Raw genomic sequence first — 22,233 nt, forward strand, 5'->3', positions numbered from 1 at the left:
GCCTGGAAGAATTTGAAGGTATCTGGCCCCAAGGCCGCCCCGCCCGTTGCCGCCGAGCGCAGGCGGGTGAAGCCTAGCCGGTCGCGCAAGGCCCGGAACAGGATGAAATCCGCCAAGGCCGACCGCCGCCCTTCCTCAAGCGCCTTTTGTCCGAGCTTCATGCCGAACTCGTACATCACCCGCTTGAGGCGGCTCGAATCCATAATCTTAGCGCGCACGTCGCCCGCGATGCTCTCCCAGACGCGCGGCGCGAGCAACGCGAAGGTCGGGCCGATCTCGCGCATATCGGCCATCATGGTTTCCGGCTCTTCGACGAAATTCACCACCATGCGGCAGACGAGCCATTTCGACACGGCGTACATCTGCTCCATGATCCAGGGCAGCGGCAGCACCGACACGTAATCATCCTGTGGGCCTTTCGGATCGACCGACAGGTAAGAGCGCGCGTGCCGCACCATCGAGCCGCCGGTGAGCATGGCCAGCTTCGGGTGGGACGTGGTGCCGGAAGTGGTGCAGAGCACCGCCACCGCTTCCGTTTCCGTCGCCGCCACCAGCGCATCAAAGCGGTTGGGGTCGGACGCCAGCGCCTTTTCCCCGCGTGCCAGCACGTCTTCTAAGGAAATCAAGCGCGGATCATCATATTTGCGCATGCCGCGCGGGTCGGCATAGACGATATGGCGGACGGAGGGGATGCGGTCGCCCAGCGATAGCAGCTTATCAATCTGCTCCTCGTCCTCGCACAGCATCACGTCGATATCGGCATAGGTGATGAGGTAGGCCACCTCATCTTCCATCGCGTCGCGGTAGATGCCAAGGCTCATGCCGCCCAGGGTGTGGGTCGCAAGTTCGCCCATCACCCAATCCGGGCGATTATCGCCAATCAGGCCGACGACGCTGTTTTTTGTAACGCCGAGGGTTGCCAAACCAAGCGTGAGCGTTTGGGTGCGCGCCAGCACTTCAGCCCAAGTGAAGCTCACCCAAATGCCGAACTGCTTTTCGCGCATCGCGGTTTCAGCCGGGTAGGTTTTACCGTTATGGGCCAGCAGTTTGGGGAAGGTATCCAGGGTCGGATCGAAAGTGATGCTCATGGTGCCCGTCCTCACGCGACTTGCGCCGGGGGCGTATCGCCCTCGTCGACCAGCACATCATCCACTTCGCCTAAGTAAGCCCGGCGCACATGCTCGTTCGCCAGAACCTCATCGGGCAGCCCTTCGGCGATTTTCTTGCCGAAATCGAGCACCATCACCCGGTGCGAAATATCCATGACCACGCCCATATCATGCTCGATCATCACAATGGTCATGCCCCATTCTTCGTTGAGATCGATGATAAAGCGGGCCATATCCTCCTTCTCTTCGAGGTTCATCCCGGCCATCGGCTCATCGAGCAAAATCAGATCGGGCTTCAGGGCAATGGCGCGCGCAAGTTCAACGCGCTTGCGTAAACCATAGGAGAGCGTGCCCGCCATCGCCCGGCGAACGTGCTGGATTTCCAAGAAATCGATAATGGTTTCCACATCGCGGCGATGGGAGAGTTCTTCCCGCCGCGCGCCGGAGAGCCAATAAAGCGCCCCGGTGAGGAAATTATTCTTCAGCAAATGGTGGCGGCCGACCATGATGTTATCGAGCACGCTCATATGGCCGAAAAGCGCAAGATTCTGGAACGTGCGGCCAATGCCCAAATCGGCGCGCTTGTTCGGCTTCAGCGCCGTCACATCGCGCCCCTTGAAGCTAACCGTTCCCTCGGACGGCGTGTAGCGCCCCGAGATGCAGTTCAGCATCGAGGTTTTACCCGCGCCATTAGGCCCGATGATCGAAAAAATCTCACCCTTGCGGACAGTGAAGCTCACATCGGTTAGGGCACGAATGCCCCCGAAGCGCAGCGACACGCCCGCTACGTTCAGCAACGGTTCCGTCACGTTTCCCCCCATTTCAGGGCCGCGCATTGTAATTTTGCTGCGCTTATACCCCGGTTCCTGACATAGAGTGTTATCCGCACCCGTAAAGTGTCAAGGTGATTCGTGTGGGGGAATTCCCTCATATCCGCGCTTTTGCAGCGCAAAAACATGACGTAAGCGTTAAGTTTCAACTGTCAATAACAGGCGTAAACGCGCAAGAAAGCTGCCCTGCCGCGCTAGGGCCGAAAAGCCATTAAGGGCGTAATGCCCCCTCAATGGCTTTTTTCTTGCACATCCCTTGTGTAAAAATGCACGCCTTACGCGTCGACGTAATAGGCGATCCCCTCATCGACAAAGCCGACAAGCTTAGCCACTGCCGCCCGTTCGGTCTCGCTGGCCGTATAGAAATGGCTACCCGTATTGCTGTTGTAGAAGCGGTACAGCGGGTCAAGGCCGCCCGCCGACGTGTTACCGGCAATATAGGCCACGCCCTCATACGCAAAGCCCGACAGTTTCGCCACGGCATCGCGCTCGGTGCTGCTGGCCGTATAGAAATGCGTTCCAGTATTGCTATTGAAAAAGCGATAGACGGAAGCAGTGTCCCCAGCGCCCACCTCGTAAGCACTAAACGCAATACCATCAAAGGAATATTGCGGTAGGTTTGATTGGATTGTGTCGCGTTCGGACGTACTCATCGTATAAAGATGCGTGCCCGTGACAGTATTATAGAATCGATACACGGGGGACGACAGGATCGTGGTCGTCACGCTGCTGGCATCGACAGTGCGACCATCGCCGAACTGCAACGTCTCGAAACCCGTCAGCGTATCGCGCCCATCGGTGCCCGACACAGTGATGGTGCCATTAGCGACCGCAAACCGGTAATTCGCGTAGGCCCCGCTGAAAAACGCCGTATCGGTCCCCGCGCCGCCACTCAAGGTATCATTACCCGCGCCACCTTGAATGAAATTATTAGCACTATTACCCGTAATAATATCATCTTTAGCCGAACCGGTTACAGATTCTATGATCGTTCCATAGGCAATGCTGAGATTGTTCTGACCTAAGTATAAATATTCCTGCCGATCCGTATACCATTTCACCAAATTATCTTGTGTGTAAAAGGCGCGCACGTCGGTCGAAAGCTCGTTAATTTCCCGATCAATCGCCTGGGCGAGCGTTTGCTTGCCGATCGAACTGAACGTTCCCGGCGTAAGATCCAGCACCGAACCATAGAGTTGATTGGACAGATCGATAATATCCGACCCGCCGCCATCATAGATCATCTTGGTAAAAGGGTCGGTTGAGAAGCGATACGTATCGTTTACCGAATTCGTTTTGGCCCCATAGAGCGCCTGAACGGCCGCAACATCGAATATCCCGAGATGCGCCTGACCATTCGTCTCCAAACGAACATATTCGGACGACCAGTTTACGCCCGTGGCCGTGCGCGTCGCCGTCACCTTAATATCGTAATTATACTCCTGGTCGTACGACATAACCGTCGTTTGAATACTGTCCTTCGCATCCGCCAAAACAGGGCTTTCATGCGGATGCTTTAGGCCCAGCGTATGGCCGATTTCGTGCATGAGCAGCAGCGGGTTATAGCCCGTATCGGTCTGCGCGCGGTTGATCCAAACGTCGCCATTCTGATTCGCACCGATCTGCGAGCCCGACCCGGCCCCCCAAGCGAAGCCCGCAAAACTCGCACTTGCGTCCGACTGCGTAAAGAAGCGCATGCCAACGCTGCTCGAGTCACTGACCTCAACGAAAGTGATATTGGCGACCGCTGACCATGCCGCCAGCGCATCCCGCGTTTGAGCTTTCATGGTTTCGGTCAAGGGCTGAAACGTCGTCAATGCTGCGGCGGTATCGGTAAAGCGCGATGCATAGGTCGGCACCGACGCGCCAAAACTATACTGCACTGTTACCGCAGCCCCCTTAACGCTGGTTGCGTTCCAGCGCCCCAAACTATCATCGACAAGCGTCGAGACAGCCAGCGCTTGATCCGATGCGGTCAACGTGGGGATTACCGGCTGCGCCATGCTCTTGTCTCCTGTTTAACGCGAACCCTAGGGTTACGGACCAGATACGAATTTAGGTGCAGTTTCCTGCGCGGGTAGCCCTAAAATCAATTCTGCCCGCAACCCTGGGTGATTGTCGCCTAAAATTAAGGAGCCATTGTGGAGACCCGCCACTGCGGAAACGAGGCTGAGCCCCAAGCCATTGCCGGGTGTCGTCCGGCTTTGCTCCAGGCGGACAAAGCGGTGCAGCACATGCTCGCGCTCTTCGGTCGGAATGCCCGGCCCGGTATCGGCCACAACAACCGAGCCGCCATCGCGCTGCGGGGCGACCGCGAGCGTCACCCGCCCGCCGCTTGGGGAATATTTGATCGCATTATCAACGAGATTGGCCAAGGCCTGGAACAGCAAGTGCCGATTGCCGCGCAGGCGCGTCGGCTGGCTGCGCTCGATACTTAGCGCAATGGCCTTATCCTCGGCCACCGCCTGATAGAGATCGGCAATATCGGTAACGAGATCGGCTAAATCGAGATCGGTCATTTCCTGCCGCCCCGCCCCGGCTTCGGCCTGGGAGATCGACAGAATCGCGTTAAACGTGTGCAGCACGTTATCGAGTTCAGAGACGGTCTTCTCAAGCGCGCCTTGCATCTGCGGCGGGTCACGGCTCATCAGTGTCACTTCCAACCGCGTTTTGAGGCGGGTGAGCGGCGAGCGCAGATCGTGGGCGATATTATCCGTCACCTCGCGGCCCGCGCGCATGAGCTGATCGATCTGCGTCAGCATGGCGTTGAGGTTCTTCGCCAGCCCGTCGAACTCATCGCCGCTGCCCGAAACCGGCACGCGCTGCTGCAAGTCCCCCAGAATAATCTGCCGGGTGGTGCGGTTGATCCCTTCCAAGCGGCGGCGCATATCGCGCCCCATCACTACGCCGCCGACCAGCGCCAGAAACGCCGCCGCCGCCATCGCCCACAGCAGCGCCTGGAAAATCAGCTTCTCGAAACTTTCGCGCTCGACCAGCGTGCGACCGACGAGCAGATGATAGCCTTCGGTGAGTAGGAAGGACATGGCGCGCGCCCGCACCGCATCCAGCGTTTGCTGTTCCTCCTCGCTCCCCGCCATCGGCAGGCGGAACGTTGCCCAGCGCCCTTCCCGCTCGGCGTCCGAAGGCCAAGCCGGGAGATTTCCGGCAACCCGGGTAAAATCCCCATCGGTGAGCAAATAGATACCCGACCCCACCCGGTCCGCCGCAATGCGCTCGTTGATCTGTTCTATCAAGCCATTCAGCCCGTGCTCGCGGTAGCCGTCGGACAGGCTGGAGATTTCGGTGACGATGGTATCGTTCAACTGCCGGTCGATAAGCCCTATGGTGACGCCGTAAACGAACCCCAGCAGCGTGAGCACCGACACGACGAACAGCGACGCATAGACCGCCACAACCCGCACGGTCCAATGGCGCAACAGCTTCATCATATCGAAGGCGCTTATTCCGGCGCGCGCAGGCAGTAACCCGCACCGCGAATGGTTTGCAGCAGCGATTTCGGGAAGTTCTTATCGATCTTTTGCCGAAGGCGGGAAATATGCACGTCGATCACATTGGTCTGCGGGTCGAAGTGATAATCCCACACATGCTCTAGCAGCATGGTGCGCGTCACCACATGCCCGGCATTGCGCATGAGATATTCGAGTAGCGTGAACTCGCGCGGTTGCAGGTCGACTTCCTGACCGCCGCGCGTAACGAGACGCGAGAGAAGATCCATTTCCAAATCGGCCACGCGCAGCTTTGTCATGACCGCCTCGCCCGCGCCGCGCCGCAGCAGCACTTCGATGCGCGCGACCAGTTCGGAAAAAGCGTAAGGCTTGGTCAGATAATCGTCGCCGCCCGCCCGCAGGCCGCGCACCCGGTCATCGACCGCCGAGAGCGCCGAGAGAATCAGCACGGGGGTTTTATTTCCTGCCGCCCGCAACGCTTGGATGATTGAAAGCCCGTCGAGCCCCGGCAACATGCGATCCACGATCAGCACATCGTAGCTGCCGCTCATGCCGTGAAACAGCCCGTCTTTGCCATCGGCGGCATGATCGACGATATAGCCGCTCTCCTTGAGCCCCTTCACCATATAGGCGGCGGTATCGACATCGTCTTCGATGACCAGAATGCGCATGGACCGGCAAACTCCTAACTCGATACTCCTTCTATCAGATACGGCGATGCGGCGGCAGGGGCTCGTTAAATTTTGGTTAGACATCTGCCCAAGCGCGGCGCGACGCCCCGCTGCGCGTATTGCGCCCCTGGTCACGCGGCGTTTGGTGCGCCATAGTCCCGCCCGTTAAGAGAAATTTAATAAGAGTTTTCAATGTTTCAGCTTGCGTTCATCCTCATCGGGGCCAAGGCGTTTCGTGGGAAATGGTACATTGTTGCCGGGTTGGGGGTTGCCCTTATTCTCCTCGGGCTCTTCGTTGCGTTCGGCCCGCCCAGCCATGCGCTGCTGATCGCCCACGTCCTCCTGGGGAGCATTTTCCTCAGCAACGGGCTGCTCGTTGCCTTAGGCGGCGCGACGGCGCAGAACCGCAGCCCGTTGCGGGCTTTCCTGAAGTCCGGCGGTTTGGCGTTGATGGGGGCCTTGGTTTTACTCTCCGCCTTCTGGACGCCCGTAGCGCTGGCGGTAGCCTTGGGGATCGCCCTTATCGTCGATGGCGCGTTCCGCATCACCTCGACCATCGTTATCCTGTTTCCCGGTTGGCGCATCGTGATGCTGATCGGGGTGATCGAAATTCTCGCCGCGCCGATGATCGCGCTCGGCTGGCCATTCTCCTATGAAACCGCGATTCTGCTCGCCACCGGGCTGATGCTGGCGCTCTTCGGGCGGTTTTTGCTGGAGTTCGGCCTGTCGTTCCGCACGCTGCCGCCGGAATTTTCCATCCTGAACCTGCCCTATTTCGCCGGGCGCGGCTGGTATGCCCACGCGCCGATTTTGGTGGGCGACGATGATCCCGAGGATCAAAACCGCCCACCGCTAACGGTCTACGTCTGGACGCCCGTCGGGGTCGCCACCGACCCGGAACGGACCCTCCTGATGGACCGCTACCTTGCCGCCGTCGATAAGGACGGCAGCTATGCCACCGGCCATTCGGCGCTGGAGGTAAAGCCCGATCTCTACATCAGCCATTACCCCAGCGAGGAATTGGCGATTCCGGATACTATGAACAAGCTGAGTTCGCTGCAAAAGCTCGCCGACACGACTCAAAAAGGGGAGTTCCACGCCAGCTACGAGGGGGATGTTGACTGGTGGTGCGCGGCAGACGTGAAACTAGAGTTTCCCCGCTACAGTTACCGCCGCCTGCTGGCCTTCTGGTTGGGGTATAGCCAGGATTCAACCTATCACCTGACCAACCGGAACTGCTCGGTGATTGCCGCTGCCGGGCTGGATGCGGCGCTCGAAGGCGTTCTTGCCGGAAAACGCCCCTGGCTTCGGCTGCTTGGCCTGCTGCTCGACCCCGACCTGTGGGGGGCGGTCCTCGCCCGCAATCGGGCCACCGCAATGACCTGGACGCCCGGCCTGTTCCACGATTACGCGCGAGCCCTAGGCCGCGTGCTGCAACCGACGAAAATGCCCTGGGTGACGCGCCTCAAATGGTTCATCTACCGCGCCCGCCTGAGCGCCCGCACGTTCGGGCGGAAGGGGGAATGACTTATATATTTTCTGTATCTTACAAATAAGCCCATTAGCGATAAATTGACATATTTTCAATATTTTGCTACATTTTAAATAATATATGTAATAATGCGCGATTGTTGAGAGAGTTAAAATGATACACAAAAAAATTCTCACAATAAGAGATACAGTTATTAATAAATTTAAAAAATTCTTGGAAATTCTAACAGTATTATCTTCTTTTTTTTCCGCAGTTGCAGCTATATCAGCCTGTGCAGCTATATATTTTACATATAAAAGTGCTTTGATATCCGAAAATTCTTTGCGATACTCGACCAAGCCGATTATATCTATATCTTCAATCTTAACTTCTGGCGAAAGATTTGGCTTATTTTATAGTAATATTGGCAATGGGCCGGCTCTATCAGTTAAAATAACAGTACGCGCGTATGAAGAATCCATCGAAAATATAAAAGATGCGATAGGTAGCTCTTTGTTTAAACCAGAGGAAAATAAAAAATGCCTTAGAATAGCTGTTTCAAATTATGATGGAAATGAAATAAAATCAAATTCTGCAGAAGCGGATTTACTTTCCGTAGCATATAATAAAAACAACGAAAGCCCCGAACAATACTGCAGAGCTTCTTTTCTTAAAATTTTCTCTGAAGGAAACATACACATTCAGGCTGAATATAAATCTATAATGGGAGATATTTATAGGAAAAGATGGAAGATAGAGAAAGACTGTTCTCCAAACGAGGAGAGTGCTGGTTAAAACCAGCACTCTCAAGCGCCTATTCCTCCATCGACATGAGCGAAGCATTCCCCCCCGCCGAGGTGGTATCAATCGAAACCGTCCGCTCCGCCGCAAAGCGCGTGAGGTAACGCGGCCCGCCCGCCTTCGGCCCGGTGCCCGACAGCCCCTCGCCGCCGAAGGGTTGGACGCCGACGACCGCGCCGATCATCGAGCGGTTGACGTAGATATTGCCCACCCGGGCGCGGGAGATAACGCGCTTCACGGTTTCATCGATACGCGAATGGACACCCAAGGTGAGCCCATAGCCGGTCTCGTTGATCGCATCGACGACCTTGTCGAGGTTGCTGGCATCCCAGCGGATCACGTGCAGGATCGGCCCGAAAACCTCACGGTCAAGACGGCCCAGACTATCGATCTCGACGATTTCCGGCGGGTAGAAGGTGCCGTTTTCCGTTCCTTTGCCAAGCGGTGCCTGGAAATGGCGCGTGCCGATCTGGCCGATGAGTTGGCTATGGGCCTTCAGCCGGTCGCGCGCCGCCCCATCGATAACCGGGCCGATATCCGTCACCAGCTTGCCGGGGTCGCCCAGAATAAGGTCGGACGCCGCGCCCGCCAGCATCTTCAGCACCTTATCGGCAACATCCGACTGAACGAAAAGGATGCGGCAGGCCGAGCAGCGCTGCCCCGCCGACTGGAACGCCGAGATGATGACATCCTGCACCACCTGTTCCGGCAGGCTGGAGCTATCGGCGATCAGGGCGTTCTGCCCGCCGGTTTCGGCGATCAGCGGCACAATCGCGGCGTCTTTGGCGGCAAGATGGCGGTTGATGCGCCGGGCGGTATCGGTCGAGCCGGTGAAGGCGACGCCGCCGATGCGCGGGTCGGTCACGAGCGCCTCACCGACGGCGGGGCCGCCAGGGAGCAGATGCAGCACATCGCCCGGAACCCCCGCCGCGTGCAGCAGCTTGACCGCCTCATAGGCGATGAGCGGCGTTTGCGGCGCGGGTTTGGCAATCACGCTGTTCCCGGCCACGAGGGCCGCGGCAACTTGGCCCATGAAAATCGCCAGCGGGAAATTCCAGGGGCTAATGCAAACGAACACGCCGCGCCCATGCAGGCTGAGTTGATTGATTTCCCCCGTGGGGCCGGGCAAGGGCTCCGGCAGAAACTCCCGCCGGGCCAGCAGCGCATAATAGCGGCAGAAGTCGATGGCTTCGCGCACTTCGGCAATCGCGTCCGGCAGGGTCTTCCCGGCTTCGCGGATGAGCAGGGCCAGCAGGCGGGTGCGCTGGCTTTCCATCGCGTCCGCCGCCTTCAGCAGGCATTCCGCCCGCGCTTCGGCCCCAAGGTTGGACCAATCATGCTGAGCCGCGAGCGCCAGGGTGATCGCTTCCCGCGCATCCTGCGGCGTTGCTTCCACCACGGTGCCGGGCGAGCGGTTGTGATTGGCGGGATCGAGAACCGGTACTTCCGCTCCCTTACCATCATTGCCGCCAACCAGCGGCCGCGCGAAGGTCGCCTTCTGCCATTCCCGCGCCAGATCGTCCATCAGCGGGTCGGTTTGCAGCGGATCGGACAGGTCGATGCCGTTGGAGTTCAAACGCTCCGGCCCATAGAGGTTGGCGGGCAGCGGAATGCGCGGATGGGCTTTTTCAGACAGCGCGCTCATATAGGCCACCGGATCTTGCGTGAGGCTTTCAATCGGCGCGCCCGCCTTGGCGACCTGATTGACGAAAGAGGTATTGGCCCCGTTTTCCAGCAAACGCCGCACCAGATAGGCCAGCAAATCTTCGTGGCTGCCGACCGGCGCATAGACGCGGCAAGGCCGGTTCAGCGCCTTGGGGCCGACTACCCCTTGATACAGCGCCTCGCCCATGCCGTGCAGGCGCTGGAACTCGAAATCACTGCGATTGCCCGCAAGCTCCAAAATAGCGGCCAGCGTCATGGCGTTATGAGTGGCAAAGGCCGGGTAGAAATTCTTCGAGGCCAGCATAAACTTGGCGCAGGCGATATAGCTTACGTCCGTCCCCGCCTTGCGGGTGAACACCGCATAGCCCGGCAGGCCGCGTTCCTGGGCGCGTTTTACTTCGCTATCCCAGTAAGCGCCCTTGACCAGCCGCACCAGCAGCTTGCGCCCGTGGGTCGCCGCCATCGCGTCGAGATACTGAAGCGCCGGAAGCGCGCGCTTTTGATAGGCCTGCACCGCAAGGCCCAAGCCGTCCCAGCCCTTCAGGCTTGGATGCCCGGAGATCTCCGTGAAAATATCCAGCGAAGTTTCCAGCCGCTCGGATTCCTCCGCATCGACCATCAGGCCAATGCCGACCTCTTTTGCCGTCTGGCAGAGTTTCAGCAGCGCCGGAACCAGATCGCGCATCACTTGATCCGCCTGGGCCACCTCATAGCGCGGGTGCAGGGCCGAGAGCTTTACGGAGATATTCGGCGCATCAATCATGGGCCGGCCAGCGACAGCTTTCCCGATGGAGCGAATGGCGCTCTCATAGGCCGCAAAATAGCGTTCGGCATCGGCGCGGGTTCGGGCCGATTCGCCGAGCATATCGTAGGAATGGCGGTAGCCTTCCTTTTCCGCCGGAATTGCGCGCTCCAGGGCTTCGTCGATGGTGCGGCCCATCACGAACTGCTTGCCGAGAATCTTCATCGCCGTGCGAATGGCGGCGCGAATCACCGGCTCGCCCGAGCGCGCCACCAGCTTGCCCAGCAGGTCCGACACGAGCCCGCTTTTCTGAACAACCGGCTTATCGAGGTTCACCACCCGGCCCGTCAGCATCAGCGCCCAAGTGGAGGCATTCACCAGCACCGAATCGGACTTGCCCAGATGGGCTTCCCAATCGGCACCGCCCAGCTTGTCGCGGATCAGGGCGTCCGCCGTTTCAGTATCAGGAATGCGTAACAGGGCTTCGGCGAGGCACATCAGCGTGACGCCCTCGCGGGTGGAAAGCTGATATTCCTGCAAGAACTGCTCGATCCGCCCGCCGTTTTCCATCTTCAGGCGCATACCCGCAATCAACTGCGTCGCGCGCGTCCGCACCCGCTCCGACAGAATCGGGTCGAGCTTGGCTTGCTCCGTCCGCTCGGCGATTACCGTCGCTTCGTCAGCGCGGTAATAGGGCGCAATCGCAGTGCGCAACTGTTGGACGGGCGGCGGCAGGGCGGACGCAGAAGGATACATGCGGGGCTCCGAAGCTGGGGCTGCGCCTGCATTGGCACTGCCCGAAGGATGTTCATATGATTGTTCGGAATATCATAGTTTTCATCCCAGTTCCGTCCGGAATTTTATCGATAGATCCGAAGAATGAATGGTGTATAAAGTTTATAACCATTTATTCTTCGGCATAGTGGAAAGAAGCGCCAATGCTCGACGATCTTGATCTCAAAATCTGCCGGGCTTTACAGCAAGATGGCCGCCTGTCGAATGCCGAACTGGCGCGCGTCATCAACCTCTCCCCTGCGGCCTGCTTCGACCGGGTGAAGCGCCTGCGCCGGGATGGGTATATTCGGGGGTTCGCCGCCCTGCTCGACCCCGAAAAATTTGACCGGGGGCTGCTGGTCTTCGTGCAAGTTCTGCTCGACCGCACCACCCAAGACGCTTTCAGCAATTTTGCCACCGCCGTGCGCCTCATGCCGGAAGTGCTGGAATGCCATATGGTGGCAGGCGGGTTTGATTACCTGTTGAAAGCGCGGGTGAAGGACATGGCCGAATATCGGCGCTTCCTAGGCGATGCCCTGGTCAGCCTGCCATCGGTGCGGGAAACCCATACCTACGCGGTGATGGAAGAAGTCAAGGCGCAGGTCGGGTTCGGGATTTAAAAGCTGGATATCTAATTTTTTAAGGAGATACGGCGCTAGCTGAAAATCCGTAATATTGAACGCTCAGCCTCGGCCCCAAAAGCAAGACCGCGCGTGACCAACTGAAGTTTAGTCTGAAGGGCCACAAGATTGGCCCCCTCTTCTTGCACATCCGCCAATGCCAGCGCCCGCGCCCCGCCCGTCTGCGCGTCCATATAGTCTTTTGTGAAGGTTAGCCGCGCCTGCAAAACCGCCACGCTGACGGCAAGGTTCCCTGCAAAGGAGCGATTTTGGCTAATAGCAGCATCAACCCCTACCGCCACATGGTCCAGCGCCTGATTAAAATACTCGTACCCACGCCCGGTATCCGGCGCAAAAGCCGCAGCCGACCAAAGCGTCCCTCCCGTCGAGACCGTTTGAATTGCTGCCGACTCCGTTAAATCGGACGAAATATAAAGGTAGATTTGAGACGCAAAGAAAATATTCAAACCAGATGTATCAGTATAGACATTCGTATAAAGCCCGCGCGTTGACCCAACTGAAATATAATAAGGATCAACGACGTTCGAAGCGACAAATGTACCGGCGTCAATAAGCGCGGTTGGCACGGCCGCCCCGACCGAATTTCCAAAAGCGTATTTAACGACCGCCGTGGTTGAGAAATTCGCCCCTATACTGCCCGCGCGTGCCACATAATAAATTCCGACGTTGGGGGCCGTAAGGGTTACGAGGGAGGCGATGGATGCATTCGTTACCGTCCCAAAAACTGCCGCCGCCGAGGTTGCGTAGGTGGTGAGACGGCTCGCTGTTACATCCAATCGGCTGGATGAACGCTCCGAAAATTGTGTCGTTAAACGGGCAAAAGAGTTATTGACGAGCGAAAGCCCCTGATACGTCGCGTCAGTGGCAATATAATCGATTTGCGATTTCACCGAATTATATTGCACGCTTAATGTTGTGCGCTCGGTTGCAGTCGCGGTCTTTGCCGAAATAAGAATACCTTTGAGCTGTTTAAGCAGGCTATCAATGGCACTTGTCGCGGCAATCGCGGCGGATACGGTCGTAACCGACTGATCGATTTGCTCGCGCCGCTTCTCAAAACCTGAAACGCGGTCATCGAGTGATTTTATCTGAAAATAGGTCGCAACATCGTCGGTAACAGTATCGACCTTCCGCCCCGTACTGATGCGCACATGGGTGGTTGAAAGCGCATCTTGCGCCTTTTGGAGAACTCGCAAGTTCGTGCGCATAGACGCGCTGAGTGTAACCGTCTGGACCATGAATTCCCCTTTCTGGAGAACCCTCGCACTCAATCCACGTTTCTGTGGCTCGGCGTATAGCATAGCAGAGCGCCATACGCCGACAACGGCAGTAATACCCTGTATGTCGTTAAAATTTTCTCTATGCGTTAAAAATCATTAAAATGAAAAGCCGGACCCCTTGCAGGGTCCGGCTTTTCTTACGTCAGAGGCAGGCCAACTTACGCCGCGTGGTGCCCACCTTCGAGATAGAGCGCCCGCACTTCCGGGTTCGACAGCAATTCCTGCCCGCTACCCTGCAAGCGGATTTCGCCGTTTTGCAGCACATAGGCCCGGTGGGCTACCTTCAGCGCGTGGAAAGCGTTCTGCTCCACCAGCAGGATCGTCGTGCCGTTCTCGCGGTTCAGGTCCTGAATGGTCTTGAAGATCTGCTTCACGATCAGCGGTGCCAGCCCCAGCGAGGGCTCGTCTAACATGAGGAGGCGCGGGCGGCTCATCAGCGCGCGGCAGATGGCGAGCATCTGCTGCTCCCCGCCCGAAAGCGTACCAGCGCGCTGCGCCTGCCGCTTTTCGAGAATGGGGAACATCCCGAACATGCGGTCCAGATCGCTCTTATAGTGAGCAGGATCACCCAGCGTGGCGCCCATTTGCAGATTTTCGAGCACGGTCATGCGCGAGAAAATCCGCCGCCCTTCCGGCACCTGCTGCACGCCTTGGCGAACGATGGTGGTAATCGGGGCGCGGGTAATCTCCTTGCCCTCGAAAATCACCTTGCCGCGCGTCGCGCGCGGATTGCCGCAAATGGTCATCAGCAGCGTCGATTTGCCCGCACCGTTCGCCCCGATGAGGGTGACGATTTCGCCCTGTTCCACCGTCACATCCACGCCCTTGAGGGCTTGAATATGGCCGTAATAGGTGTGGATCCCTTGAAGTTCCAGCATCGGCATCGGCGTCACCCGTGAGTTGCGAGATCGGCGGCGATCTCGGGTGGCAGTTCGGCGTCTTCGTCTTCACCTAGGTAGGCTTTGATGACGATGGGGTCGTTGCGAATTTCGTCGGGCGTGCCCGCCGCGATGCGCTTACCGTGATCCAACACGTAAATGCGGTCTGAGACCTTCATGACCACGCTCATATCGTGCTCGATTAGCAAAATGCCGATCTTCTCTTCGTCGCGGATGCGGAACAGCAGAGTGTTCAGCTCCAGCGATTCGGTAGGGTTCAGGCCTGCCGCCGGCTCGTCGAGACAGAGCATACGCGGGCCGACGCACATGGCGCGGGCGATTTCCACCCGGCGTTGCGCCCCATACGGCAGGTTTCCAGCTTCTTCATCGGCGCGGTGGGTGAGGCCGATCAGGTCCAGCCAATATTTGGCCTTTTCCACCGCCGCTTTTTCCGCCTGGGCATAACCGCCGAGGTTGAAGAGCCCAAGGAAGGTATAACCCGAGGCTTTCATCAGCGCGTTATGCTGGGCGACGATCAGGTTTTCCAGCACCGTCATCTTTGGGAAGAGGCGGATATTCTGGAACGTCCGCACCACGCCCGCCACCTGCGCGACCTTGTGATTATCCAGCTTTTGAAGCTGCAAGGTCTTGTCCGGGTGGAAGAAGCTCAAATTACCTTCAGACGGCTTATAAAAGCCGGTCAGGCAGTTGAACAGGGTGGTTTTCCCGGCGCCGTTCGGGCCGATGATTGCGGTGATCTGCCCCTTACCCGCCACCAGCGACAAATTGTCGATAGCGACGAGACCGCCGAAGCGCATGGTGAGGCCATCGACCTGGAGCAACGGATCCTTAACGGCGCTGTCATCATACTTGGTCATGGAGTTCTGAGACATGGGGATCAGGCTCCCTTTTCCGGGTTCAGCCGCAGTGTCGGCTCGCGGTGGGAAACAACCCCCTTGGGACGCCACACCATGATGAGGATCATCGCTGCCCCGAACAGCAGCATGCGGCTCTGTTCGAAATCGCGCGTCACTTCCGGCAACAGCACCAGGAAGAGGGCGGCGAAGACAACGCCGATCTGACTGCCCATCCCGCCCAAAACCACAATGGCGAGAATGGTGGCGCTTTCCATAAAGGTGAAGCTTTCAGGGTTGATGAAGCCTTGCTTAGCCGCAAAGAAGCTGCCCGCAAACCCGCCCAACATCGCGCCGATGGCAAAAGCCGTCAGCTTGGTATTGGTCGGGTTCATGCCCAAGGATTTACAAGCGATTTCATCTTCGCGCAGGGCTTCCCAAGCGCGACCGATGGGGAGTTTGCGCAACCGGTTGACCATCCAGTTCGTCATCAGCGCGAGGGCGAGAATGACGAAATAGGTGAAGATGATCTGGTGCGTGCGCTCATATTCGAGCCCAAACAGCGTATGGAAGGCGCCTTCACGATTGCCGAAGGGGGCAATACCGAAGAAATCCATGCGCGGGATCGAGGCGATGCCGTTCGGGCCGCCCGAGAGCGAGCCCCAGTTGAGCAGCACGACGCGGATGATTTCCCCGAACCCCAGCGTCACGATGGCGAGGTAATCGCCGCGCAAACGCAGGGTCGGCGCGCCGAGCAAAACACCGAAGGCAGCGGCAAACAGCCCTGCGAGCGGAAGGCAAACCCAGAAATCCAGGCCGAAGTTCAGCGACAGCAGCGCGTAGCTGTAGGCACCGACCGCGTAGAAGGCCACATAGCCAAGGTCGAGCAGGCCAGCGAGACCCACGACGATATTGAGGCCCCACCCGAGCATCACGTAAATCAGCACGTTGATGCCGCGATCCAACCAGGAGCGGTCGGAAAATGGCAAGAACGGCAGAGCGAGCGCAAAGCCGAGCAGCGCCCAGCGGATCACCGTGGCGATTTGCCGTTGCCGGGTCAGCGCTTCTGCCGATGGCTCCTTGTTCGCCTTCGCGGGCATAAAGGCCAGCGTGATCTTGAACAGCAACCGGCCGATGAAACCGGCCAGCACGGCATAAGCCAGCAAATCCCAGCGCCCACGCACGGCCAAGGAGCCGCCCTGGTCGTAGGTTTGCAGCCCGATCATGGGAAAGGCGAGGAAGAAGACCACGAACGCCGTCAGCGCCGCATCCTTAATCAACGCCGGGAAGTCGAGGGCGGGACGCGCCGCCATCCCCATCGAAACCTGTGTCATGGCTTAGACCTTCTCGATTTCGGGACGGCCCAGCAGGCCAGACGGCATGAACATCAGCACCAGGATCAGGATCGAGAAGGACGCAACATCCTTATATTCGATCGAGAAATAGGCCGAAAACAGCGCTTCGATCAGCCCGATCAGCAGGCCGCCGAGCATCGCGCCCGGAAGCGAGCCGATGCCGCCGAGCACTGCCGCCGTAAACGCCTTCATCCCAGCGAGGAAGCCGATATAGAAATCGACCACGCCGTAATACATCGTCACCATCACGCCTGCGACCGCCGCCAAGGCAGCCCCAATGACGAAGGTGAGCGAGATCGTCCGATCCACATTCACCCCGAGAAGCGACGCCATCGTGCGGTCCTGCTCGCAAGAACGCTGTTGGCGCCCGAACGACGTACGGGTGATGAGGTAGGTGAACCCGATCATCAGCAGCACCGTGGTGAGGATGATGAAGATCTGGATATAGGTCAGGCGTACCGTGAACCCATCAAGGTGCAGCAGCTCGAAGCTGCCACGCACCACCGGGGGAATCGGCTTCACCCGCGCCCCTTGCGCCAACTGCACATAGTTTTGCAAGAAGATCGACATCCCGATGGCCGAGATCAGCGGCGCAATCTTAGGCGCGCCGCGCAAGGGCCGGTAGGCCACCCGCTCAATCGCCCAGCCGTATACGGCGGTGAAGAACACCGCCGCCAGCAGCACCGCCACAAGGCCCAGCGGAACCGCCGAAATGCCTGCCGCCGCGAGCAGCGTGAACGCGATCACGGCAATAAACGAGCCGATCATGTAAACCTCGCCGTGGGCGAAGTTGATCATGCCGATGATGCCGTAGACCATCGTATAGCCGATGGCGATCAACCCATAAATGGACCCAAGCGTGAGCCCATTGATCATCTGTTGTAGGAAATATTCCAAGCCAGCCCCCACACTCAGCCGAGCCCGCTCCCGGAAATCGAGAGTGCCGCAGCGATGAAGCCCTATGAGCGGCGGCCAACTTGCGTCGAACCAACCGCCCTGTTCAACCCGTTCCTCAGTCTACGCCCTGGCCGAATTTTTTGGTTTGGACCAGTCCCTGTGGCGAAGCCTTGAGGCTTAAAATCCCGAGTTTCCAAGGCAGGTCAAGCTGATTCTGGCAAAATCATGGCTTCAAGGGTCGGAGTTTTTGTTTCTTGTTTTTTTCGGAATAACTTAATGCCGAAATTAGAAAAAAATTACAGTTTCGGGACAATGGGTCGGGAAGGGGCGCACGCATCCGCCCGACGCCAATCACGCTGGGGCGGACACGCAACCGTTGTTACATCCGAACGATTTTTCCCGGATTGAGGATATTGCTGGGATCGAGCGCGCGCTTCAGTTGCCGCATCACCGAAACCGCCGCCCCATGTTCGGCTTGCAGGAACGGAATTTTACCGTAGCCGATGCCATGCTCGCCGGTGCAGGTGCCGCCGCAGGCAATCGCCCGGTGAACCAGGCGTTCGTGCAGTGCTTCGGCTTCCGCCAATTCCGCCGGGTTTTCCGGGTCGATCAGATAGAGCATATGGAAATTGCCATCGCCGACATGGCCGACAAGGGTGCCCTGCAAACTGCTCTTCGCCAAATCATCCTTGGTCTCGGTGATGCAGCGGGCAAGCTCGCTGATCGGAACGCAGACGTCCGAGGTGAGCCCGCGCGCGCCGGGGCGCAGAGCGAGGGCAGCGTAATAGGCCATATGGCGGGCATTCCACAGGCGGGTTCGATCTTCCTGGGTCGTCGCCCATTGGAAACCGCCACCGCCCTGCTCCTCGGCAATAGCGCGGACCTGTTCAGCCTGTTCCTTCACGGAGGCTTCCGTTCCGTGGAACTCGAAGAATAGCGTCGGCGCGACCGGGTAATCGAGTTTCGAGTAACGGTTGATCGCGTCCATCTGCGCATCGTCGAGCAACTCGATCCGCGCCATCGGAATGCTGGATTGAATGGTTTGAATGACGGTATCGACCGCGCCCTCAAGGCTGCTGAAGGTGCAAACCGCCGCCGAAATCGCCTCCGGAATACCGTAAAGCTTCAGCGTAACCTCGGTCATAATCCCGAGCGTGCCTTCGGAACCGACGAAAAGCCGGGTGAGATCGTAGCCCGCCGACGATTTGCGTGCCCGCCCACCGGTTTTAATCGTGCGGCCATCGGAGAGGACAACGGTAAGCCCCAGCACATTCTCGCGCATCGTGCCGTAGCGCACGGCATTGGTGCCGCTCGCGCGCGTTGCCGCCATACCGCCCAAGGAGGCATCGGCCCCCGGATCGATGGGGAAGAATAGGCCAGTATCGCGCAAATACTCGTTCAACTGCTTGCGCGTCACCCCCGCCTGCACGGTGCAATCGAGATCCTCCGGGCTGACGCGGACGATATTATTCATGCGCGACAGATCAATCGTAACGCCGCCTTCCAGCGCCGCCACATGGCCTTCCAGCGACGTGCCGGTGCCATAGGGGATGACGGGAATGCCATAGGCCGCGCAAATCGTAACCGCTGCCGCCACTTCTTCGGTGGTTTCGGCGAAAATCACCGCGTCGGGGGCCATCGTCGGGTGCCAGGATTCATCCCGCCCGTGATGCTCGCGCACGGCCAGGACCGTACTCACCCGCGCATCCCCCAACAGATGCCGAAGTTCGTCCAGCGCTGCCGCCAGCGCCGACCCCGAAACGCGCGATTTTTGTGCTGCAACGAGTGTCGCCATGACAATTCTCCCCTTTGCGATGAACGCTAGAACCGGGGCCAAAACATCACAAGCGACGATACGGAGGAGCAGCCCCGCCGTGGACGCAAAGCAGATCAGAGATCGGTAAAACGCCAGTCCACCCGCGCCGCCGCAAGCTCGATAAACGCCCGAACCTTCAAGGGCAAAAACCGGGCAGAGGGGTAGACAAATTGCACCGGTAAGGGGGGCGGCTCGAACTCTGTGAGCACCAGGCGCAACCGCCCGGCATGGATCGCGTCCCAGGCTTGGTAGGAGAGCACGCGGGTAATGCCGCCCCCCTGTTCGGCATAGGCGAGGGCCGCATCGGTGCTATTGGTACTGTAGCGCGGCTCGATGGGTAGGCGACGCTCGCTCCCCCGCTCCCAAAAGCTCCATTCGTGCGGGCCGGGCGTGAGGACAAAGCGGATGAGCCGATGCCGCGCCAGATCGTCCAACGCCGCCGGCACGCCCATCGTCTCAAGATAGGACGGCGATGCCACGCAAATGCGGCGCACGGCACCAACCCGGCGCGCAACCAAGCTCGAATCCTGCAATTCGCCAATCCGCACCGCAAGGTCGATCCCCTCATCGATCAGCGCGGCGTTGCGGTCGGAGAGCAGAAGTTCCCCCGTGACCTGCGGATAGGTGGCCAGATAGGCCGCCATCAGCGGGGCAACGTGCAAGCGCCCGAACAAGGTTGACGCCGCGACAGACAAACGCCCGGTTGGGCGCTGCAACTCCTCGCGGGCTTGGGCTTCAGCCTCCTCAAGATCGGCCAGAACCCGCCGCGCCCGTACCAGAAAGCGCGCGCCCGCATCGGTCAGCGCTACCGCCCGCGTGGTGCGTTGAAAAAGCCGCAGGCCAAGATGCTCCTCGAGCGCCGAAACCAAGCGCGTCACAGCGGACGGCGTCAACCCAAGCTTGCGGGCCGCCGGGGCAAACCCGTGCAGATCGGCCACCGCTACAAAGACGCTCATCGCCTGAAGCCGATCCATCGTATTATTCCCCATAACGCAATAGTCTGTTGGATAACCGCCATATTATCGCAAAACACCTCAAGGTGCAGTCTCTGTTCACGGCAGCAATGCCTGCTGCCACCTTAGACCGGAGAAGCGCCATGTCCCGCCTGACCATTCCTGCCACGATCGACGCCGCTCCCGCCGCAAGCCAACCCGGTTTGCACGCCGTTCAAAAGCAACTCGGCAGTGTACCGAACCTGTTCCGCTTGGTTGCCCAAAGTCCGGCCTTGCTGAACGCCTACCTCGGTTTCAGCCAGGCCCTCAGCGGGGGACTGTTGGATGGTAAAACCCGCGAGCGCATCGCCCTTGCCGTCGCCCAGGTGAACGGCTGCGACTATTGCCTCGCCGCCCATAGCTATATTGGCGCGCATGTCGCCAAACTCGATGCCGCCGAGATTGCCGCCAACCGCCGGGGCGGCTCCACCGATGCCAAGGCCGACGCCGCCGTGCATTTCGCGGTTGCCGTTACAGAGCAGCGTGGCCGGGTCGACTCCGCGAGCCTTGAGGCGGTGAAAGCAGCGGGTTACAGCGAAGCCGAAATTCTCGAAATCATTGGTGCCGTGGCCCTCAATGTTCTGACGAACTCGGTGAATAACGTCGCTCAAACCGACGTCGATTTCCCCGCCGTCAGCGCCACCGCTTAACCGGAAAGCAATGCGCCATGACCCAGTCGCCCAGCAGCGATATCGCCTTTACCCCCAGGGTGAAAGCCCTGCAAACGCGGCTGGGTTCGCGCCGCGCCTATGCCCGGATGGAGGCCCAGGGCGGCTTTCGCACCGGAATCATGCCGGATCTGGTCATGTTTCTTGCCGCTCAGCGCAGCTTCTATCTCGCGACGGTGAACGGCGAGGGGCAGCCCTATATCCAACATCGCGGCGGGCCGCCCGGCTTTTTGAAAGTCTTGGACGATCACCGCCTGGGCTTCGCCGACTATGCGGGCAACCGGCAATATATTTCCTGGGGGAACTTGGGCGAAAACCCCAAGGTCCATCTGTTCTTCATGGACTATACCCACCGCCGTCGCATCAAACTCTGGGGCACGGCTAAGGTCATCGAGAATGATCCGGCGCTTATCGCGGCCTTACAGTCCCCCGAGGCCGACGGCCAGCCCGAGCGCGCTTTTGTCATTAAGGTCGCGGCCTGGGATATCAACTGTCCGCAGCATATTCCGCAACGGTTCGAGGCGGCGGATGTGGCGCAAGCCCTCACCCTCCGCGACCAGCGCATCGCAGCCCTGGAAGCGGAGGTCGAGGCCTTGAAAGCGGCGCGGGTTTAGCGCGCGGTCTGGCCGAACAGAATCTTCTTCTGCTCGTCGGTCATCGGCGCGGGCGGGTTGATCGCCTTGCCCTTTTCATAAGCGGTCACGGTCGCCGGACGCGCTTCAATCGCCGTGAACCAGCGCTTCAGATTGGGAAAATCATCGAGGTTCTGGCCCTGGCGCTCGTAGGGCACGATCCAGGGGTAGGCGGCCATATCGGCAATCGAATAGTCGCCAACGATAAAGTCGCGGCCTTCCAGGCGCTTGTTGAGCACGCCGTAGAGCCGGTTGGTTTCCTTCACGTAGCGGTCGATGGCGTAGGGATTCTTTTCCGGCGCATATTGGCTGAAGTGGTGATTTTGGCCTGCCATCGGCCCGAGGCCGCCCATTTGCCAGAACAGCCATTCGGTAACGGCGACGCGCCCACGCAGGTCTTTGGGCAGGAACTTCCCGGTCTTCTCGGCGAGATAGAGCAGAATCGCGCCCGATTCGAACACCGAAACCGGCGCACCGCCATCCGCCGGGGCGTGGTCGACAATCACCGGCATGCGGTTATTCGGGCCGATCTTCAGAAATTCCGGGTCGAACTGATCGCCCTTGCCGATATTGATCGGCTTAATCTGGTACTCAAGCCCGGCTTCTTCGAGAAACAGAGTGATTTTATGGCCGTTCGGCGTGGGCCAATAATAGAGATCGATCATCGCGAAGCACGCCCCTAAAGAGTTC

General features: G+C 59.0%; 19 protein-coding genes. 5 read left to right on the forward strand and 14 right to left on the reverse strand.

Features of this window, described 5'->3' with window-relative positions:
- The 5 genes from ACIQ36_RS05285 to ACIQ36_RS05305 all read right to left on the reverse strand — a co-directional run.
- On the reverse strand, positions 1 to 1,088 hold a 1,088-nt coding region (locus tag ACIQ36_RS05285), incomplete at its 3' end, for an AMP-binding protein (RefSeq protein WP_395826615.1).
- Between the two features lie 11 nt (positions 1,089 to 1,099).
- Entirely contained in the window at positions 1,100 to 1,918 is an 819-nt protein-coding gene (locus ACIQ36_RS05290) for an ABC transporter ATP-binding protein (RefSeq protein WP_395826617.1), read from the reverse strand.
- 296 nt (positions 1,919 to 2,214) lie between these two features.
- On the reverse strand, positions 2,215 to 3,942 hold the full coding sequence (locus tag ACIQ36_RS05295; protein ID WP_395826619.1) for a matrixin family metalloprotease: 1,728 nt from the start codon (positions 3,940 to 3,942) through the stop codon (positions 2,215 to 2,217).
- 33 nt (positions 3,943 to 3,975) lie between these two features.
- A complete protein-coding gene (locus tag ACIQ36_RS05300; protein WP_395826621.1) occupies positions 3,976 to 5,388 on the reverse strand; it encodes an ATP-binding protein in 1,413 nt (470 codons plus the stop codon).
- An 11-nt stretch (positions 5,389 to 5,399) separates the two neighbouring features.
- Complete coding sequence (locus tag ACIQ36_RS05305; RefSeq protein WP_395826623.1) at positions 5,400 to 6,077, reverse strand: winged helix-turn-helix domain-containing protein; 678 nt, start codon at positions 6,075 to 6,077, stop codon at positions 5,400 to 5,402.
- A 192-nt stretch (positions 6,078 to 6,269) separates the two neighbouring features.
- Between ACIQ36_RS05305 and ACIQ36_RS05310 the strand changes: the two genes are divergently transcribed.
- Positions 6,270 to 7,604, forward strand: coding sequence for an HdeD family acid-resistance protein (locus ACIQ36_RS05310; protein WP_395826625.1), 1,335 nt, complete (start codon positions 6,270 to 6,272; stop codon positions 7,602 to 7,604).
- Positions 7,605 to 7,722: 118 nt separating this feature from the next.
- Positions 7,723 to 8,343: a hypothetical protein gene (locus ACIQ36_RS05315; protein ID WP_395826627.1), complete on the forward strand. Its 621-nt coding sequence runs from the start codon at positions 7,723 to 7,725 to the stop codon at positions 8,341 to 8,343.
- Positions 8,344 to 8,362: 19 nt separating this feature from the next.
- Here the strand turns inward: ACIQ36_RS05315 and putA are convergent, their stop codons facing one another.
- Complete coding sequence (putA, locus tag ACIQ36_RS05320; RefSeq protein ID WP_395826629.1) at positions 8,363 to 11,512, reverse strand: bifunctional proline dehydrogenase/L-glutamate gamma-semialdehyde dehydrogenase PutA; 3,150 nt, start codon at positions 11,510 to 11,512, stop codon at positions 8,363 to 8,365.
- Between the two features lie 182 nt (positions 11,513 to 11,694).
- On the opposite strand from putA, the gene ACIQ36_RS05325 reads away from it, so the two are divergent.
- Positions 11,695 to 12,150, forward strand: a complete 456-nt coding sequence (locus ACIQ36_RS05325; protein WP_395826631.1) for an Lrp/AsnC ligand binding domain-containing protein — start codon at positions 11,695 to 11,697, stop codon at positions 12,148 to 12,150.
- A 35-nt stretch (positions 12,151 to 12,185) separates the two neighbouring features.
- Here ACIQ36_RS05325 and ACIQ36_RS05330 read toward each other — a convergent pair whose 3' ends face one another.
- From ACIQ36_RS05330 to ACIQ36_RS05360, 7 genes are all read right to left on the reverse strand, one after another.
- Complete coding sequence (locus ACIQ36_RS05330; protein WP_395826633.1) at positions 12,186 to 13,409, reverse strand: hypothetical protein; 1,224 nt, start codon at positions 13,407 to 13,409, stop codon at positions 12,186 to 12,188.
- Positions 13,410 to 13,609: 200 nt separating this feature from the next.
- Positions 13,610 to 14,329 (reverse strand): ABC transporter ATP-binding protein, encoded by a 720-nt coding sequence (locus ACIQ36_RS05335; RefSeq protein WP_395826666.1) that lies wholly within the window; start codon positions 14,327 to 14,329, stop codon positions 13,610 to 13,612.
- Positions 14,330 to 14,340: 11 nt separating this feature from the next.
- A complete protein-coding gene (locus ACIQ36_RS05340) occupies positions 14,341 to 15,222 on the reverse strand; it encodes an ABC transporter ATP-binding protein (RefSeq protein WP_395826635.1) in 882 nt (293 codons plus the stop codon).
- A 5-nt stretch (positions 15,223 to 15,227) separates the two neighbouring features.
- The gene (gene livM, locus ACIQ36_RS05345; RefSeq protein ID WP_395826637.1) at positions 15,228 to 16,517 is read right to left on the reverse strand and encodes a high-affinity branched-chain amino acid ABC transporter permease LivM; all 1,290 of its coding nucleotides are present in this window, start codon (positions 16,515 to 16,517) and stop codon (positions 15,228 to 15,230) included.
- 3 nt (positions 16,518 to 16,520) lie between these two features.
- Positions 16,521 to 17,435 (reverse strand): high-affinity branched-chain amino acid ABC transporter permease LivH, encoded by a 915-nt coding sequence (gene livH / locus ACIQ36_RS05350; RefSeq protein ID WP_045774660.1) that lies wholly within the window; start codon positions 17,433 to 17,435, stop codon positions 16,521 to 16,523.
- Between the two features lie 379 nt (positions 17,436 to 17,814).
- Entirely contained in the window at positions 17,815 to 19,230 is a 1,416-nt protein-coding gene (locus tag ACIQ36_RS05355; RefSeq protein WP_395826639.1) for an FAD-binding oxidoreductase, read from the reverse strand.
- A gap of 95 nt (positions 19,231 to 19,325) precedes the next feature.
- A complete protein-coding gene (locus tag ACIQ36_RS05360; RefSeq protein ID WP_395826641.1) occupies positions 19,326 to 20,225 on the reverse strand; it encodes a LysR family transcriptional regulator in 900 nt (299 codons plus the stop codon).
- A 122-nt stretch (positions 20,226 to 20,347) separates the two neighbouring features.
- On the opposite strand from ACIQ36_RS05360, the gene ACIQ36_RS05365 reads away from it, so the two are divergent.
- Together ACIQ36_RS05365 and ACIQ36_RS05370 are read left to right on the forward strand one after the other, a co-directional pair.
- On the forward strand, positions 20,348 to 20,893 hold the full coding sequence (locus ACIQ36_RS05365) for a carboxymuconolactone decarboxylase family protein (protein ID WP_395826643.1): 546 nt from the start codon (positions 20,348 to 20,350) through the stop codon (positions 20,891 to 20,893).
- A 17-nt stretch (positions 20,894 to 20,910) separates the two neighbouring features.
- Positions 20,911 to 21,525 (forward strand): pyridoxamine 5'-phosphate oxidase family protein, encoded by a 615-nt coding sequence (locus ACIQ36_RS05370; RefSeq protein WP_395826644.1) that lies wholly within the window; start codon positions 20,911 to 20,913, stop codon positions 21,523 to 21,525.
- Here ACIQ36_RS05370 and ACIQ36_RS05375 read toward each other — a convergent pair.
- On the reverse strand, positions 21,522 to 22,208 hold the full coding sequence (locus tag ACIQ36_RS05375; RefSeq protein ID WP_395826646.1) for a glutathione binding-like protein: 687 nt from the start codon (positions 22,206 to 22,208) through the stop codon (positions 21,522 to 21,524). The genes ACIQ36_RS05370 and ACIQ36_RS05375 overlap by 4 nt on opposite strands.
- Positions 22,209 to 22,233: the final 25 nt, after the last annotated feature.

This window comes from Elstera sp., assembly GCF_044372965.1.
Lineage (GTDB): Bacteria > Pseudomonadota > Alphaproteobacteria > Elsterales > Elsteraceae > Elstera.